This window comes from Autumnicola lenta (assembly GCF_031846515.1).
Classification (GTDB): domain Bacteria; phylum Bacteroidota; class Bacteroidia; order Flavobacteriales; family Flavobacteriaceae; genus Autumnicola; species Autumnicola lenta.
This window is the reverse complement of sequence record NZ_JAVRHO010000004.1, coordinates 32,070-48,229: the sequence shown is the minus strand read 5'-3', so window position 1 is coordinate 48,229 and position 16,160 is coordinate 32,070. Positions and strand designations below refer to the sequence as shown.

General features: G+C 40.1%; 13 protein-coding genes. 5 read left to right on the top strand and 8 right to left on the bottom strand.

Annotated elements, in window-relative coordinates; translation table 11 throughout:
* Positions 1 to 90 precede the first annotated feature (90 nt).
* From RM545_RS03570 to purH, 7 genes are read right to left on the bottom strand one after another with little or no spacing between them, the layout of a single operon-like run.
* Positions 91 to 966, bottom strand: coding sequence for a GIY-YIG nuclease family protein (locus tag RM545_RS03570; protein ID WP_311493945.1), 876 nt, complete (start codon positions 964 to 966; stop codon positions 91 to 93).
* 34 nt (positions 967 to 1,000) lie between these two features.
* Entirely contained in the window at positions 1,001 to 2,248 is a 1,248-nt protein-coding gene (gene rodA / locus RM545_RS03565; protein WP_311493944.1) for a rod shape-determining protein RodA, read from the bottom strand.
* Position 2,249: 1 nt separating this feature from the next.
* The gene (gene mrdA / locus RM545_RS03560) at positions 2,250 to 4,118 is read right to left on the bottom strand and encodes a penicillin-binding protein 2 (protein WP_311493943.1); all 1,869 of its coding nucleotides are present in this window, start codon (positions 4,116 to 4,118) and stop codon (positions 2,250 to 2,252) included.
* Complete coding sequence (gene mreD / locus RM545_RS03555; protein WP_311493942.1) at positions 4,115 to 4,621, bottom strand: rod shape-determining protein MreD; 507 nt, start codon at positions 4,619 to 4,621, stop codon at positions 4,115 to 4,117. Before mreD ends, mrdA begins: the two co-directional genes overlap by 4 nt.
* Positions 4,614 to 5,435 carry a rod shape-determining protein MreC gene (gene mreC, locus RM545_RS03550; RefSeq protein WP_311493941.1) on the bottom strand — a complete coding sequence of 274 codons (822 nt, stop codon included), beginning with the start codon at positions 5,433 to 5,435 and terminating at the stop codon, positions 4,614 to 4,616. Before mreC ends, mreD begins: the two co-directional genes overlap by 8 nt.
* A gap of 14 nt (positions 5,436 to 5,449) precedes the next feature.
* Positions 5,450 to 6,478 carry a rod shape-determining protein gene (locus tag RM545_RS03545; protein ID WP_311493940.1) on the bottom strand — a complete coding sequence of 343 codons (1,029 nt, stop codon included), beginning with the start codon at positions 6,476 to 6,478 and terminating at the stop codon, positions 5,450 to 5,452.
* A gap of 38 nt (positions 6,479 to 6,516) precedes the next feature.
* Positions 6,517 to 8,049: a bifunctional phosphoribosylaminoimidazolecarboxamide formyltransferase/IMP cyclohydrolase gene (purH, locus tag RM545_RS03540; protein ID WP_311493939.1), complete on the bottom strand. Its 1,533-nt coding sequence runs from the start codon at positions 8,047 to 8,049 to the stop codon at positions 6,517 to 6,519.
* Between the two features lie 143 nt (positions 8,050 to 8,192).
* Here purH and RM545_RS03535 point away from each other — a divergent pair, with 143 nt between their 5' ends.
* Positions 8,193 to 9,446, top strand: a complete 1,254-nt coding sequence (locus RM545_RS03535; RefSeq protein ID WP_311493938.1) for an ABC transporter permease — start codon at positions 8,193 to 8,195, stop codon at positions 9,444 to 9,446.
* A gap of 694 nt (positions 9,447 to 10,140) precedes the next feature.
* Here RM545_RS03535 and RM545_RS03530 read toward each other — a convergent pair.
* A complete protein-coding gene (locus RM545_RS03530; RefSeq protein WP_311493937.1) occupies positions 10,141 to 10,596 on the bottom strand; it encodes a GAF domain-containing protein in 456 nt (151 codons plus the stop codon).
* An 88-nt stretch (positions 10,597 to 10,684) separates the two neighbouring features.
* Between RM545_RS03530 and xrtF the strand changes: the two genes are divergently transcribed.
* The 4 genes from xrtF to RM545_RS03510 all read left to right on the top strand — a co-directional run bounded on the left by xrtF (position 10,685) and on the right by RM545_RS03510 (position 16,158).
* A complete protein-coding gene (xrtF, locus tag RM545_RS03525) occupies positions 10,685 to 11,230 on the top strand; it encodes an exosortase family protein XrtF (RefSeq protein WP_432264571.1) in 546 nt (181 codons plus the stop codon).
* Positions 11,227 to 11,694 (top strand): exosortase F system-associated membrane protein, encoded by a 468-nt coding sequence (locus tag RM545_RS03520; protein WP_311493935.1) that lies wholly within the window; start codon positions 11,227 to 11,229, stop codon positions 11,692 to 11,694. Before xrtF ends, RM545_RS03520 begins: the two co-directional genes overlap by 4 nt.
* An 86-nt stretch (positions 11,695 to 11,780) precedes the next feature.
* Complete coding sequence (locus RM545_RS03515; protein ID WP_311493934.1) at positions 11,781 to 12,185, top strand: HYC_CC_PP family protein; 405 nt, start codon at positions 11,781 to 11,783, stop codon at positions 12,183 to 12,185.
* 112 nt (positions 12,186 to 12,297) lie between these two features.
* Positions 12,298 to 16,158, top strand: a complete 3,861-nt coding sequence (locus RM545_RS03510) for an efflux RND transporter permease subunit (RefSeq protein WP_311493933.1) — start codon at positions 12,298 to 12,300, stop codon at positions 16,156 to 16,158.
* Positions 16,159 to 16,160: the final 2 nt, after the last annotated feature.

The window sequence follows — 16,160 nt, the reverse complement described above, 5'->3', positions numbered from 1 at the left end:
TACTTTATCCAGTTATTATTCTCGCTGTTGCAGCACTATTATTAGTTGCTGAACAGTGTACGTAATAGAATGATTAAATAATAGCTGAAATTAGAGTGCATTTTCAGGAGATTCGACGGCTTTCAGTATGCGGCCGTCGGCAAGCTTCCACTCTGTCAGGCCATTGGCACTTCTTCCCATGACTATCGCAGCGGCGGCAGAGGGACTGCTGAATAAGTAATCCTGAACAAAAGTGAGGCTATTGTTTATATTTTGAATGACGCCATCCTCTACCAAACTCTGACGGAAGCTTAACCAGTTTTTTGGAAAAGATTTGGTGACAGAACCGGCTATCTGTGAATTTTTAAGTACAACAAAACCCTCGTTCGTTAGCTGTCCCTTTGCATTTGCACCTCTTGTAGAATTAATATAAAAAGTATTATCTATCTCTTCCTCTATTGTCTGACTGTCTTCCCGGAGTTCTTCAAAGATTTTAAATCCTAAGGTGTTAACCAGCAGTTTGATATTTTCTAGAAATTCTTCCATTTCTGCCTGATCAGACTCGGAAATTACAGGCCGGGGAGGGATATTTCCGTTGTCCAGGTCATATCTTTTCACTCTTATCGCAATTTCATATAACCTGCTTTCTAAATATTTTATATGGGCTTTGTTTAAATTTTCGTCTTTGCTGACAAAGACAATTGCTTCATTCCAGAAATCTTTATAAGAGAGGTGCTGAGTTAGACGCTTATAAATGCCCTCAGCTTCTCCTATGTAAGCGAGTTCTTTATTCTCGGATTTATCAGAACGTCCAAAAAGAATATAGATTCCGGTATTTTCAAGTTCAGGACGATCAGAAGAAATTTTTATTTTTTTCCGGGGAATTTTAAAAGCTTTTCCCGTCCAGTTAGAAAGCTCACAGGTCATTCGCCCATTGGGCTCTCCATCAACAAGAAATATTTTTATGGTTTTACCAAAGTTTTTCATTTCCTAAATATTAAGTGTCGGCTGTTTACCAGGTTTAAAAAGACAGTCTTTCCGAATCCAGTTTAATAAATATAAACAGGAGAATCGTAAAGCCCCATAGCCCGGAACCTCCATAGCTTAAAAAGGGAAGAGGTATTCCCACGGTGGGAAAGACCCCTATTACCATCCCGATATTCACCAGAAAATGGATAAAAATTATTCCTACCACACAATATCCGTAAACTCTGTGAAATTGATTTTTCTGCCTTTCTGCAAGGATAATGAGTCGCAGCAGCAGTGCGACAAACAGGATTATCAGCAAAGAGCTACCAAGAAAGCCCCATTCTTCTCCAACTGTGCTAAATATGTAATCTGTATGCTGTTCTGGAACAAAATGTCCTTTAGTTTGTGTGCCCTCTGTCCATCCTTTCCCGGTCCATCCACCGCTCCCGATGGCGATTTCGCTTTGATTTGTATTATATCCTATTCCGCGGGAATCTACCTCCTTCCCCAGAACTATATTAAAGCGGTCCCTGTGATGCTGCTTGAAAACGTTCTGAAAGACATAATTGACCGAAAGTGAAAAACCTATCGCCACTATACCGATAAGAAGATATTTAAGTGCACTGGGACGGTTTCTCCTGTTAAAAAAGTAGATTAACACAATGGCTGTCAAAGTTCCTGCAATTACCCAGTATGGACCAAACAAAAGAGTCGTAACAAAAAGTAAAACAGCAGCAAAACCTAAAAGAATGTATTCAAAATGAAGACCTTCCCGGTAGAGTGGAAAAATAAATGAGAAATAGATCAGGGCGCTTCCAGCATCGGGTTGCATAAGGACGAGAAATACCGGAATTCCGATTATCAAAAAAACTTTTAATTGATCTGAAAAGTTCTGTAACTTCACATCTATCCCGCTAAGGTATTTTGCGACAGCAAGAGCTGTAGCTACTTTAGCAAATTCTGCCGGTTGAATGCTAACTCCACCTATGACATACCAGGCGGTCTGTCCTGCAATAGTGCTCCCGAAGACAAACAAACCGGCAAGGAATAAAATATTTAAAGCATAAAAAACACTGGCAAAACGCTGATAGAATTTGGCCTCTATAGAAAGTATTATGATTATCAGAAAGAAGCTGAGTCCAATCCAGAGCGCCTGCTTTCCGTGAACCTCATCCAGGTCAAAGAAAGATGTTGAGGTTCCACTTAAGGAAGCAGAATATATATTGGCCCAGCCAAAAAGAACCAGAGCCAGGTAGATTAGAATGCTCGTCCAGTCGAATCCTGCTGAGCTTTTGGACATACTAGCGGTTAATTATAAAAGGTTCTCCGCTTAGGGGTTTGGCATATTCTTCTTCAAGGCTATGAGATAAAATCCAATCCTCCATATCTGTACGGGTAATATTATTGCGAATATACTTTTCTATCATGAGGCTTGCAATTCTTCCGGCATATCGGCTTCCCCAATATCCATTTTCTACAAAAACAGCAATGGCGATCTTAGGATCGTCTACCGGTGCAAAAGCAATAAAAATTGAGTGGTCAGTAAGTTGCGTCCTTTTTCCATCTATCCTCGTAAAATTTTCGGCTGTTCCTGTTTTTCCGGCAATTTCTATTCCCGGGATTCTCAGGCTTGAAGCTGTACCATTGGTGTAAACCTGATGCATTCCTTCTACGACAGGTTCAAAATGTTCAGGATCAATGGTGGTATTGTTCTTAACAGTAAATTTTTTCTCCTTAATCTTTTTGCCCTCCACCTCTTTTAATAAATGCGGAGTATAATACCATCCGCGGTTGGCAATCACTGCGGTCATATTAGCGAGCTGTATTGGTGTAAGCAAAACTTCACCCTGGCCTATAGCGTTGGATAAAGTGGCAGTTGAATACCATTTGTAAGTGGGGTAATTATAAATCTTATTATAATATTCAGAATCCGGAATTTTTCCTGGTCTTCCGTTCTGAAGGTCATTTCCTAAATAATCCCCTAGTCCGAAGCTTTTTAGATGGGCATTCCAGGTATCTATCCCTTCCTGCGGAGTTGGATACTTCTCAATAATCCTTCTATAGACATTAGCAAAATATGCATTGCAGGAATTGGCAATTCCCGGTACCATGTCCAGTGGACTGCTGTGAGAGTGACAACCCATTTTTCTACCTCTACCATAGCTGTAACCATGATTGCAGGAGAATTGATCATCTATATCTACGACACCTTCCTGAAGGCCTATAAGAGCGTTCATAGTCTTAAAAGGAGAGCCTGGTGGATATTCAGCTAAGAGTCCACGGTCGTATAACGGATTTGCAATAGTATCATACCAGAGCTTGGTGAAATTTTCAGAACGCTTCCTGCCTACAAGTTTAGCGGGATCATAACTGGGAGCAGTTATTAGGGAAAGGATTTCTCCTGAAGATGGCTCGATAGCAACAATTCCCCCACGCTTATTTTCCATTAATTTTTCACCGTAAGCCTGTAGAGCAGCATCTATAGAAATGGTAATGTCTTTTCCTTTCTCGGGAAGTGTATCGTAAATCCCTTCTTTGTAAGGTCCAATATCTCTGTTGAACCTGTCCTTCTGTATATGTTTTACGCCTTTTACACCTCTCAACAATTCTTCATATTGCTGTTCAACTCCCTGTCTACCAATTAAATCCCCTGAAATGTAATAGGGATTGTCATTTACAGTTTTTTGGTTTACTTCAGAAATATAACCGAGCACATTCGCGGCATTTTCTACCTGGTAATCTCTTAAAGATCGCTTCTGAATATAAAATCCTTCGTACTTCCGCATTTTCTCCTGCAGGTATGCATACTCTCCTTTTGTGAGCTGAGGTACGACGACCGAAGGTAACATTGGTGAATAAATCTTGGCCTTATCCAACTTCTTTCCCAGCTGTTGTGGAGTAAGGCTAAGGATTTTGCAAAATTCAGTGGTATCAAAAGGTTTTAAATTCCTGGGAATAACCATAACATCGTAAGAAGGCTGGTTAGAAACCATTAATTCTCCGTTACGGTCGTAAATATATCCCCGTTGCGGATAATCATATACAACCTTGATAGCATTGTTCTGGGACCTTAAAGCAAAGGAAGTATCTACCACCTGTAAATAAAATAAGCGGCCAAGGAAGGCAATTCCGGTAGTGATTATTAATATGTATAGGAGTACTCTTCTCATCTATATTTTTTGCTGAATAGCGCGAGGCTCAGGAAAATCAAAATTATTGTAAAAAGACTTGAGTATAATGTTTTTTCCAGAATTAATAAGATATGATTAAAACTAAACATTTCCAGAGAAAAAAGTATAAAATGATGAATAACAACCATTAAAAAAATATAACTCAATCTTGCTCCAAACGGCGTAGCGGAAAGCCGCAGGGTTTGGTGGTCATAACTAATTCCGAAGGAAAACCGCAAAAAATTTGGTCTTATGTAGGCTGCTACTAAACAAGCCGCAGCATGAATCCCCCCGCTGTCTTCAAAAATATCAATACTTATGCCAAGGAGGAATGATAATAAAAGGAATAAACTTCTATTTGAATTAAAGGGATACAGAAGAACAAAGAGGAAATATAAATAGGGATTAATGTACCCTAAAAAATTGATATTATTGAGCACCAGTACCTGTAGAAAGATAAGCCCAAAAAAGCGTGCTATATTTGATAAGGTACTGCTATTCATTTTGTTCCTCCAGAGCCTCTATTTCCTGTTTGTTTCTGTTTTCAATTATATAGACGTAACCAATATTGGTCATGTCATTAAAAAGATTTATATCTATGGTATAATAGCTGCCGGTAGCATCGAGACTAAAATCGCTAATGCTTCCAATAGGGAGGCCTTTAGGAAAAATAAGGGAGCGACCGCCCGTAACAATGGTGTCTCCTTTTTTTACCGGTGCCTGCCGGGGTACATCTATTAACTGAACAATATTGGGATCTTTTCCATCCCAGATTAAACTTCCAAAGTGGTTGGTTTTATTGAGCTGAGCGTTAATTTTCGATCGACTGTTTAAAATAGAAATTACACGGGAAAAATTTGCGTTGACACGATCTACTATTCCAATAATTCCCTGGCTCGTAACCACACCAAATTCTGCTACAATACCATCACTCTCTCCTTTGTCTATAGTAAGATAATTGTCAAATTTCGAATAGTTATTATTAATGACTGTGGCTGCCCTAAAGTAATAATCTCCTCTAAAAGAAGTGGTGTCAAGGTAGCTTTCTACTGCAGTAGTATCATTTAAATTGGTGAGGATGTTGCGCAGTTCCCGGTTTTCGTCAAGAAGTCTTTCGTTATATTCATCCAGGTGTAGGTATGTCTGGATATTGTTCGCCCAGGAATAAACGCCACCTGTTACAGCGTTTGCAGAGCTTATAAACTTGCTTTTGTGAAAGGAATGGGTCTGGATGGTTAAAAACAACGACAGCGTAAGCAGTAATAAGAAAAGAATATTATTCTTATTCCGGATAAGAAAATTAAAAATCTGCTGCATAACACGCTATTTCCCTATTTAATCAATATCCCTTTGTAGCGGTTTAATGTTTTTAGGGTTATTCCGGTACCTCTTACAACGGCTCTCAAAGGATCTTCCGCAATATAAACGGGTAAATCTGTTTTTTGTGATAACCGCTTATCTAAACCTCTAAGCATAGAACCTCCACCTGCAAGATAAATTCCGGTATTATAAATATCGGCGGCCAGTTCGGGAGGTGTTTGAGAGAGGGTTTCCATTACTGCATCTTCAATTCGAAGTATGGATTTATCCAGTGCTTTGGCGATTTCCCGGTAAGAAATATTTACCTGTTTCGGTTTTCCCGTGAGTAAATCACGACCCTGTACACTCATCTCGTCTGGCGGAACTTCAAGATCTTCAGTGGCAGCACCTATCTGAATTTTAATTTTTTCCGCAGTACGCTCACCTACATAAAGGTTATGCTGCGTTCGCATATAATAAACGATATCGTTCGTAAAAACGTCACCGGCAACTTTTACAGATTTATCGCATACAATTCCTCCAAGTGCGATAACTGCAATTTCTGTAGTACCACCTCCTATATCCACGATCATATTTCCTTTTGGCTGCATAATATCAACACCAATTCCAATAGCAGCAGCCATAGGCTCATGGATGAGATAAACTTCTTTTCCATTGACCCGCTCTGCACTTTCTTTAACCGCACGCATTTCCACCTCGGTAATTCCCGAAGGAATACAAATTACCATGCGTAGGGCAGGAGTAAAGAGCTTTTTCTTTAAAGCAGGGATCTCCTTGATAAACATCGTAAGCATTTTCTCACTCGCGTCAAAATCAGCAATTACTCCATCTTTTAATGGTCGTATAGTCTTGATGTTTTCATGGGTTTTACCCTGCATCATGGCGGCTTCTTTTCCTACCGCTGTGATTTTCCCGGTAGTCCTGTCACGGGCCACTATGGAAGGGCTGTCCACTACAACCTTATCATTGTGAATGATGAGTGTGTTCGCGGTTCCTAAATCTATTGCTATTTCTTCAATGAGAAAATCGAAAAATCCCATATAATAATGTGTGTTGAGGTTTGGTAAATGTACTAAAATTAATGCTTGAAATGACGGGTTCCCGTCAGCACCATAGCAATATTATTTTGGCTGCAGTAATCAATACTTTCTTTATCTTTAATTGAGCCGCCCGGCTGTATAACAGCGGAAATTCCTGCATTTCCGGCGATTTCCACGCAGTCAGGAAATGGAAAGAAAGCATCACTTGCCATTACAGCTCCCTTTAGGTCGAAATCAAATGAATTTGCTTTCTCAATACTTTGGCGCAAAGCATCTACACGTGAGGTCTGCCCCGTGCCGCTCGCAAAAAGTTGTTTATTTTTTGCCAGAACAATCGTGTTGGATTTAGTGTGCTTACAGATTTTCGACGCAAATATCATATCAGATAACTCCTTATCGGAAGGTTTATTCTCTGTTGCAAAAGTTAAATTCTCAGCAGCGTCTGTTATATTGTCTTTATCCTGAACCAGAACTCCGTTAAGACAGGTTCTTACCTGAGATTCCGGTAATGCAGTTTCCTTCTGAACAAGTAAAATTCTGTTCTTCTTTCCTTTTAAAATTTCTTCTGCTTCGGAAGAAAAAGAGGGTGCGATCACCACTTCACAAAATAACTTGTGTATTTCTTCAGCAGTAGCTTTGTCAATTTCCACATTACTAATCAAAATTCCGCCGAAAGCAGAAACAGGATCTCCGGCCAAAGCATCTACATAAGCCTGGTAAATAGTGTCTCTTTGCGCAAGTCCGCAGGCATTGTTATGCTTCAGAATTGCAAAAGTAGGGGCATCACCTTTAAATTCGTTCATCAGGTTTACCGCAGCGTCTACATCAAGAAGATTATTATAAGAAAGTTCTTTCCCGTGGAGTTTATCAAATAATTCATCAAATTCACCATAGAATGTACCTTCTTGGTGAGGATTTTCACCATAGCGCAATGCCTTTCCGGTTAAAATGCTCTCCTTGTATGCAGGGATTTCTGTGTCTGTATTGAAATAATTAAAAATCGCAGTGTCATAATGAGAAGAAATATTAAATGCTTTTGCAGCAAATTTCTTACGGTCCGCAAGACTGGTTTCACCATTCTTTTCATTCAGCAGTCCTTCAAATTCCTGGTAATCGTTTACTGAAGAAACACAAATTACATCCTTAAAATTCTTTGCCGCTGCACGGATTAAGGAAATTCCGCCAATGTCTATTTTCTCTATAATATCCTGTTCTGAAGCGCCGGAAGCTACCGTTTTCTCAAAAGGATATAAATCTACAATCACAATATCTATCTGGGGAATTTGAAATTTCTCTAATTCACTAACATCACTTTCGTTATCCTGGCGGTTAAGGATCCCGCCAAAAACTTTTGGATGAAGAGTTTTTACTCTTCCGCCAAGGATTGATGGGTAAGAAGTAACATCTTCAACAGGAATTACCTCTATTCCAAGATCTTTTATAAACTTCTCGGTGCCACCGGTAGAATAGATGGTGATTCCAAGATCATTTAGTTTTTTGGCAATTGGTGCTAAACCTTCTTTACTGAAAACAGAAATTAGGGCAGATTTAGCTTGTTTTAAGTTACTCATTATGTTGTGTTTGTTAGGGTGGCAAAAGTAAGTAATTCACTTAAAAAAATTAAAGGCTGCTGTTCTTATTTCTCAATAAATTTTGTAACGAATAATTAATGCCTGCGTCTTATCTTTAATCCTTCAAATAACAGCGGTTTTATATGCTTATTTATCTTAGAGTTTTAAAGGAAAGTTTCTTTTTTGCATTAAATGCACTACGGAATAATAAGCTGCGTACTTTTCTTTCTTTGTTGGGGGTCACCATAGGTATATTTTCAATTATTGCGGTTTTGGCTGCTGTAGATTCGCTGGAGCGTGAAGTGAAAGGAAGTCTTAGCGCACTGGATAACAGCACAGTGATTATCATGAAATATTCCTTTGGGAATACAGATATCCCGCAGTGGAAGAGACAACAGTTTCCAAATGTTTCTTATGATGAATACCAGCACCTTACTCGTAGCCTACCAGATTTGGAAGCTTCAACTTTTGCTCAGGGAGTACCCGAAGGATCTATAAAATATCAGGATATTACCAGTACGGGCGTGGGTGTGATAGCCATTACCAGCGGTTACTATGATATTGAACAGTTTGAAATAGCTGAAGGTAGATTTTTTACTGAATCTGAATCTGCCAGTGGTGCTGCTGTAATTGTTTTAGGGTATGAAATTGCTAATAATCTTTTTGAAAATACCAATCCATTAGGAAAGCAGGTTAGAATGTATGGCAGGAGATTAACAGTAATTGGTGTGCTGGAAAAGCAAGGATCGGGATTACTGGGAGATTCGCGGGATGGCCAGGTAATGGTGCCAGTAAATTTTACACGTCGGATTTTTGGAGATAATAACCAGAATATTTTTGCGCAAATAGTTTTAAAGCCTGAAGAAGGAACAGATGATGACGGGTTTGTTGCCGTAGCAGAGCAGCAGCTTAGGAATTACCGTGGATTAAAACCTGATGAAGTCAGCACTTTTTTTGTGAATCAGGTTCAGGGTTTTGCAGATAGTATAGACATGATTACAGGGCAGCTCAATATCATCGGATTGATAATAAGTGGATTTTCGCTATTAGTTGGTGGCTTTGGAATTGCAAATATCATGTTTGTGAGCGTAAAAGAACGGACCAACCTCATTGGAATTCAGAAATCTCTGGGAGCGAAGAATCGTTTTATCCTCTCACAATTTCTCTTTGAAGCCATTATCTTATCGGTAATAGGAGGATTAATCGGACTTTTCTTTGTGTGGCTGGTATCCATTATTGCTTCGCAGTTCACCGGTGATTTCGAGTTTGTCCTTTCTCCAATGAATATTCTAATTGGAACAGCAGTTTCTGCAATTATCGGTCTTATTTCCGGAATTATTCCGGCAATATCAGCTTCAAAATTGGATCCTGTGGAAGCAATCAGAACGGGAATGTGATTTTTGTAGGTTGGAAGGAGAGGAGTGGAAAGTGCGAATTTACTTTAAATGTTGAATTTTATATTCTGAATTTTCTCTCCTTTTCCAGCAATGCCTCAAAAATGGCAAGTATCGACCGTTATTTTTTACCACAAATTCACAAATGAATTCTTAATGCTCCCGCAGATAACGCTGATTTGCGCAGAATTTTTTAAAACGGAGCTATGCTGAAAATCAATTATCAATATCGAGCTTTTCTACCACGAATACACTAATAAATGGCAATTATCGGCAGGCTAAAAGTACGAAGGAAGACGTACGAGGTCCGAAATTTTTTACTTTTCTCTTTTCCAGCAATGCCTTAAAAATGGCAATTATCGACATGTAATTTTTGCCACGAATACACATATAACTTCTTAATGCTCCCGCAGATAACGCTGATTTGCGCAGAACCTTTTGAAAAGGAGATATGCTGAAAATGGCAATTATCGACCTGTAATTTTTTTGCAGTTGTGCTTTGAAAGATTTTCCTTAAACTCCAAACTCCAAACTCCAAACTCCAAACTCCAAACTCCAAACTCCAAACTCCAAACTCCAAACTCCAAACTCCAAACTCCAAACTCCAAACTCCAAACTCCAAACTCCGAACTCCGAACTCCAAACTCCAAACTCCAAACTCCAAACTCCAAACTCCAAACTCCAAACTCCAAACTATCTAGCCGACAATCCTCGCTACTTTCTCATTCACCCATTCTAAGAACTCTTCATCTTCTTTAGAAAAAGGATCAGGAGTGTTGGAGTCGATATCGATTTGTCCGATGTTTTCACCATCCACGAATAGCGGAACAACAATTTCTGCCTTTACATTTATGCTGCAGGCAATGTAATTATCCTGTGCCTTTACATCTGGCACGACGAAGTTTTGGTTAGAAACAGCAACTTGTCCGCAAATCCCTTTTCCGAAAGGAATAATGGTGTGATCTGTTGGTTCCCCGGCGAAGGAATGTAATTTTAGTTCTTCTCTATTACCATTTTTAAAGTAAAAACCCACCCAGTCGTAGTAATCGACATTCTCTCGCAGGAGCTCACAAATTTCTGTAAGCCGTTTATCTACAGAAGTTCCTCCTCCTATTATTTCTTCAACCCTGGTTTTTAATTTTTCAAATGACATAACTTTGATAGTTTCTGCAAAAGTATTTGATTTTTTATAGTCGGCAAGCTTTAGTATTTGTATAAATTTGTTAAAACCCATTACTTTTTTGCTTCAGCTATTTCGGAAATACAGTTCAGTGCTTCGATTCATTTTTATGTTCCTCGGGAGCTATTTTGTCTTTTCGATGTTCTATAATGCATATCTAATATTTTTCAGGTCTGAAAAATATTTTCCAGATTATCTTACGCATATCGTGGGAGAACAAAGTGAAGCGCTTATAAGCTCTTTTAACTATACTGCGAGCGTACTTCCGCATCAAACAGAGCCATCCATGAAGTTGTTTGTGAACGAGGTTTATTTGGCTAGGATCGTGGAAGGTTGCAATTCTGTGAGCATTATCATTCTTTTTACGGCATTTATTCTCTCATTCTTCGGAAGGCTGAAAAGCACAATAATTTATATTCTGGCAGGAGCAGTAATAATTTACGCGATGAATATTATAAGAATTGCCATTTTAGCGATCGGTCTTTATGAGTATCCGCAATACTCTTCGATCCTGCATAGTGTGGTTTTTCCGCTTATTATTTATGGTACCGTTTTTATTCTTTGGGTAATTTGGGTGCAGATTTTCTCTAATTCAGTTAAAACATGAAGCAAAAGAGGAGAATAGCAGGAATTTCTTTACTGGTAATTTTACTGGTGCTGGTCAGGTATTTCGAAAACGAGCTCTTTTACGATCCATTGATCTGGTTTTACCAGGGGGATTACCTGAACGATAAAATTCCTGAATTCGATTTCTGGCCGTTGGTGCTGAATGTCATGCTGAGGTTCTTCATCAATACAGCCATTTCCCTTGTCATCTTGTATGTTGCTTTCCTCGATAAGAACATTTTAAAGTTTAGTGCTCTTCTCTACGGAATCCTATTTATCCTCGCGGGCAGTATTTTTATTTATCTTCTGCTGAATATCGATAATGGGCATTTTCTGGCCCTCTTTTATGTAAGACGATTTTTGATCCATCCTATTTTTATCCTGATTTTGCTTCCTGCATTTTACTATTATCGCCTCAGGAACAAAAAATCCGGTAAAATTGAAAGCTTTTCCCAAAATACCTAAAGCACAATTTCTTTTTCTGCCATAAATTTGTTCTCTTAAGTTTTTGTAATCTGCTGATTACTAAAAAAGTTGTATTTTTGTAGCTGATGAAAAAATCACTTCATAATAGCATTTCCATATTAATGGCATTTGTAGTGCTGTTTTCTACCGTTTCTTTTACGGTAGATAAACATTTCTGCGGAAGCATATTGGTAGATACTGCAATTTTGGCAAAAGCCGAAACCTGCGGGATGGAAATGACGTCTTCTGAAGACACTATTATGGCGGATTCCTGCTGCAGCAATCAAAAAGTAGCTGTAGAAGGTCAGGATGAGTTAAAACAGTCATTTCAGTCCTTTGACCTGGATCAACAACTGTTTTTAACCACATTTACCTGGACTTACATCAACCTGTTCGAAGGACTTCCGGAACAGGTAATTCCGTTTAAAGATTATTCCCCGCCTTTGCTGGTCACAGATATACATCTGGTAGACAGCGTTTTTCTTATTTGATATCTAAAGATGTTCTGTAGGCTAAGCCTATCCTAAAGGCATAGCTACACCTATTTCAGAAATTCTCCTTCCGGATCTTTCTGAAGCATTTCATCTTTAAATTATCAAAAGAATGTTCAGTAAACTCATAAAATATTTCCTGTACAACCGGCTGGTGGCCGTGATCCTGCTCTTCTTTCTGGTAGGATGGGGAATTGTTACAGCACCATTTGACTGGGATACCGGATTTTTACCCAACGATCCTGTGCCGGTAGACGCTATTCCCGATATTGGTGAAAATCAGCAGATCGTCTTTACCGATTGGCCGGGCCGGTCTCCCCAGGATATTGAAGACCAGATTACCTATCCGCTTACCACTTCTTTACTCGGAATTCCCGGAGTAAAATCCATTCGGAGTTCTTCAATGTTTGGGTTTTCCAGCATTTATATAATTTTTGAAGAAGATGTTGAATTTTACTGGTCGCGTTCCCGCGTTCTCGAAAAACTGAATTCCCTTCCGGCAGGTTTATTACCTCCAGATGCACAACCGGCGTTGGGTCCAGATGCTACTGCTTTGGGGCAGGTTTTCTGGTACACCCTCGAGGGCCGCGATCCTGATGGAAACGTTACCGGAGGCTGGGATCTGCACGAGTTGCGTAAGATTCAGGATTATTACGTAAAGCTTGGACTAAGCGGAACACAGGGAGTTTCCGAAGTTGCTTCCGTAGGTGGATATGTTCAGGAATATCAGATAGATGTTGATCCCGATGCTTTAAAAGCTTACAATATCGGCATAGATCAGGTGATGATGGCGGTGAAGAATTCTAACCGGGATGTTGGTGCAAAAACCATGGAAGTAAATAAGGTGGAATACCTTGTTCGTGGGCTGGGTTATATAAAATCCATTGAAGACATTGAAAATACGGTTGTTACAGAAAATCAAAATACTCCAATATTAATCAGGGATATTGCTGAAGTTCAACTTGGCCCGGCACAACGCCGCGGATTGCTGGATAAAGGAGGAGCCGAAGTTGTGGGAGGGGTTGTGGTTGCTCGTTATGGTTCGAATCCGCTGGAGGTAATTCAAAATACAAAAGAGAAAATAGCAGAAATTTCTTCCGGATTACCTACTAAAACTTTGGAAGATGGAACTGAGAGTCAGGTTACTATTGTGCCTTTTTACGATCGTACGCAGTTGATCAATGAAACTATTGGTACATTGGAAACTGCACTTTCCCACGAAATTTTAATCAGCATAATTGTAATAATTGTTCTTGTACTTAACCTCCGGGCTTCGTTTCTGATTTCCAGTTTACTGCCTGTAGCTGTACTCATGACTTTTATTGTAATGCGGTATTTTAATGTGGATGCGAACGTAGTGGCACTTTCCGGGATTGCAATTGCGATAGGGGTGATGGTGGACGTCGGGATTGTTTTTGTCGAAAATACCATCCGGCATCTGGAATTTCCGGAGAACAGGAACGCTACCGGAAACAAACTGCTGGAAATTATCCATAAAGCGACCATAGAAGTTGCACCTGCAGTAACCACCGCATTGGCAACAACTATCGTAAGTTTTCTTCCGGTTTTCTTTATGGAAAATGCAGAAGGAAAGCTTTTTCGTCCGCTGGCTTTTACCAAAACCTTTGCGATTGGCGCGGCTTTTATAGTGGGGATTTTCATTTTGCCAATGCTTTCTTATTTCGCTTTCAACCTGAAGATAAATAAGGAACGCAGCCAAAAAATTTGGAATATATTGCTGATAATTTCGGGAATTGTACTGGCAATCCTGTTCGGATTTTGGCTTCCGCTGGCGCTTACTTTAATTGGACTTCTGAAATTAATCGATGCTCAAAAACCTCAATTATTGGGCAAATATTCAGACAATATAATTCTCGGGATCATTGTGGCGGTAACGGTACTTTTCCTTTCGGAAGAATGGATGCCGCTGGGCTTTCAGAATTCTTTATTTTCCAATTATATTTTTGTCATCATTTTATTGGCGCTTACACTGCTGTTTTTAATGGCAATCGTAAAGTATTATGAGCCGATTTTGACCTGGTGCCTGCAGAATAAAGGAAAGTTTCTGTTTTTACCGCTTATCACCATTTTCTTCGGAATAATGATTTGGTTCGGCTTTCCGAAGATCTTTGGTTTTGTAGCCAACGGAATAGAAAAAACGGGCTGGGAATTCAGGAAAACCAGTCTTTGGACAGAGATGGCACATACGTTTCCCGGAGTAGGGAAGGAATTTATGCCTTCGCTTAATGAAGGGAGTTATTTGCTGATGCCTACCACCATGCCCCATGCCGGTATAGAAGAAACGCAAAAAACGGTGCGCCAGCTGGACATTGCTGTTGCTTCTATTCCGGAAGTTGAGGTCGCCGTGGGAAAAATGGGAAGAGTGGAAAGTGCACTGGATCCCGCGCCTATTTCTATGTTTGAAAATATCATCAACTATAAGCCGGAATTTATGCTTTCTGAAGAAGGTAAACTAATGGCTTTTAAGGTAGACGAAGATGACAGGTTTATCCTGAAGTCCGGGGATACTTTAACCAATGCCGAAGGAATTCAGCGGGATATTTCAGCAGAACAGCTCGTGGTTGATGAAGATGGTGAATACTACCGTAACTGGCGGGAACATATTCTTAATCCGGATGATATCTGGGACGAGATTGTGCAAAGGACAGATTTACCCGGGGTCACTTCCGCACCAAAACTTCAGCCGATAGAAACAAGGCTGGTGATGTTGCAAACCGGAATGCGTGCTCCTATGGGAATCAAAGTCTACGGGCCAAATCTGCAAAGTATTCAGGAATTTGGAATTGAACTGGAACAATTACTAAAGAAAGTTCCTTCAGTTAAATCTGAAGCTGTTTTTGCAGATCGCGTGGTGGGAAAACCTTACCTGGAAATTGACATCGACCGTAATGCAATCGCGAGGTACGGCCTTAGCATTGAAGATGTTCAGCAAACTATTGAAACAGCAATTGGCGGAATGGAAATTACTTCTACCGTTGAAGGCCGGGAGCGTTTTCCGGTTAGAGTACGATATCCGCGGGAACTTCGGGACGATCCGGAATCTATAAAAAGAATTTTGGTTCCAACAAGCTCCGGGGCTCAGATTCCGCTCGGTGATCTTGCCGATCTCAATTATGAGCGTGGTCCGCAAATGATCAAAAGTGAAGACACTTTCCTCACAGGTTACGTTCTTTTTGATAAAAGGGAAGGCTATGCTGAGGTAAATGTGGTGAATGATGCTCAGGCTTTTATTCAGGAGAAAATTGATGCGGGGGAACTGGTAGTTCCTGCCGGGATTAGCTATAAGTTTTCAGGAAATTATGAAAATCAGGTTCGGGCGGTAAAACGATTATCCATTCTAATCCCAATTTGTCTGATCATCATTTTCCTGTTGCTGTACTTTCAGTTTAAGACAGTGATTGCTTCTACAATCCATTTTTCGGGAGTATTTGTGGCTTTTGCAGGTGGTTTCATCATGATCTGGCTTTACGGTCAGGAATGGTTTATGGATTTTGCGGTGTCCGGGATGAACATGAGAGACCTTTTTCAGATGGGAACAATTAATTTAAGCGTTGCTGTTTGGGTTGGATTTATTGCGCTCTTCGGAATTGCTACAGATGATGGGGTGCTCATGGGCACGTACATTCACCAGGTTTTTGAAGAAAGAAAACCGAATACAGTTCCGGAAGTTCGGGATGCTGTAATGGAAGCCGGTCTAAAGCGCGTTCGGCCGGCGATGATGACCACAGCGGTTACGATAATTGCCTTATTTCCGGTATTAACTTCCACAGGAAAAGGTTCAGATATTATGGTGCCAATGGCCATACCAATCGTCGGCGGAATGTTAATCCAGATCATGACGATTTTTGTGGTGCCGGTGTTACAGGCGTACTGGCGGGAAAATGTCAGCCCCACCCCGAATCCCCCTCTAACTCCCCCGAAGGGGGAGGACAATCAGGTTCCCAATAATTAAAA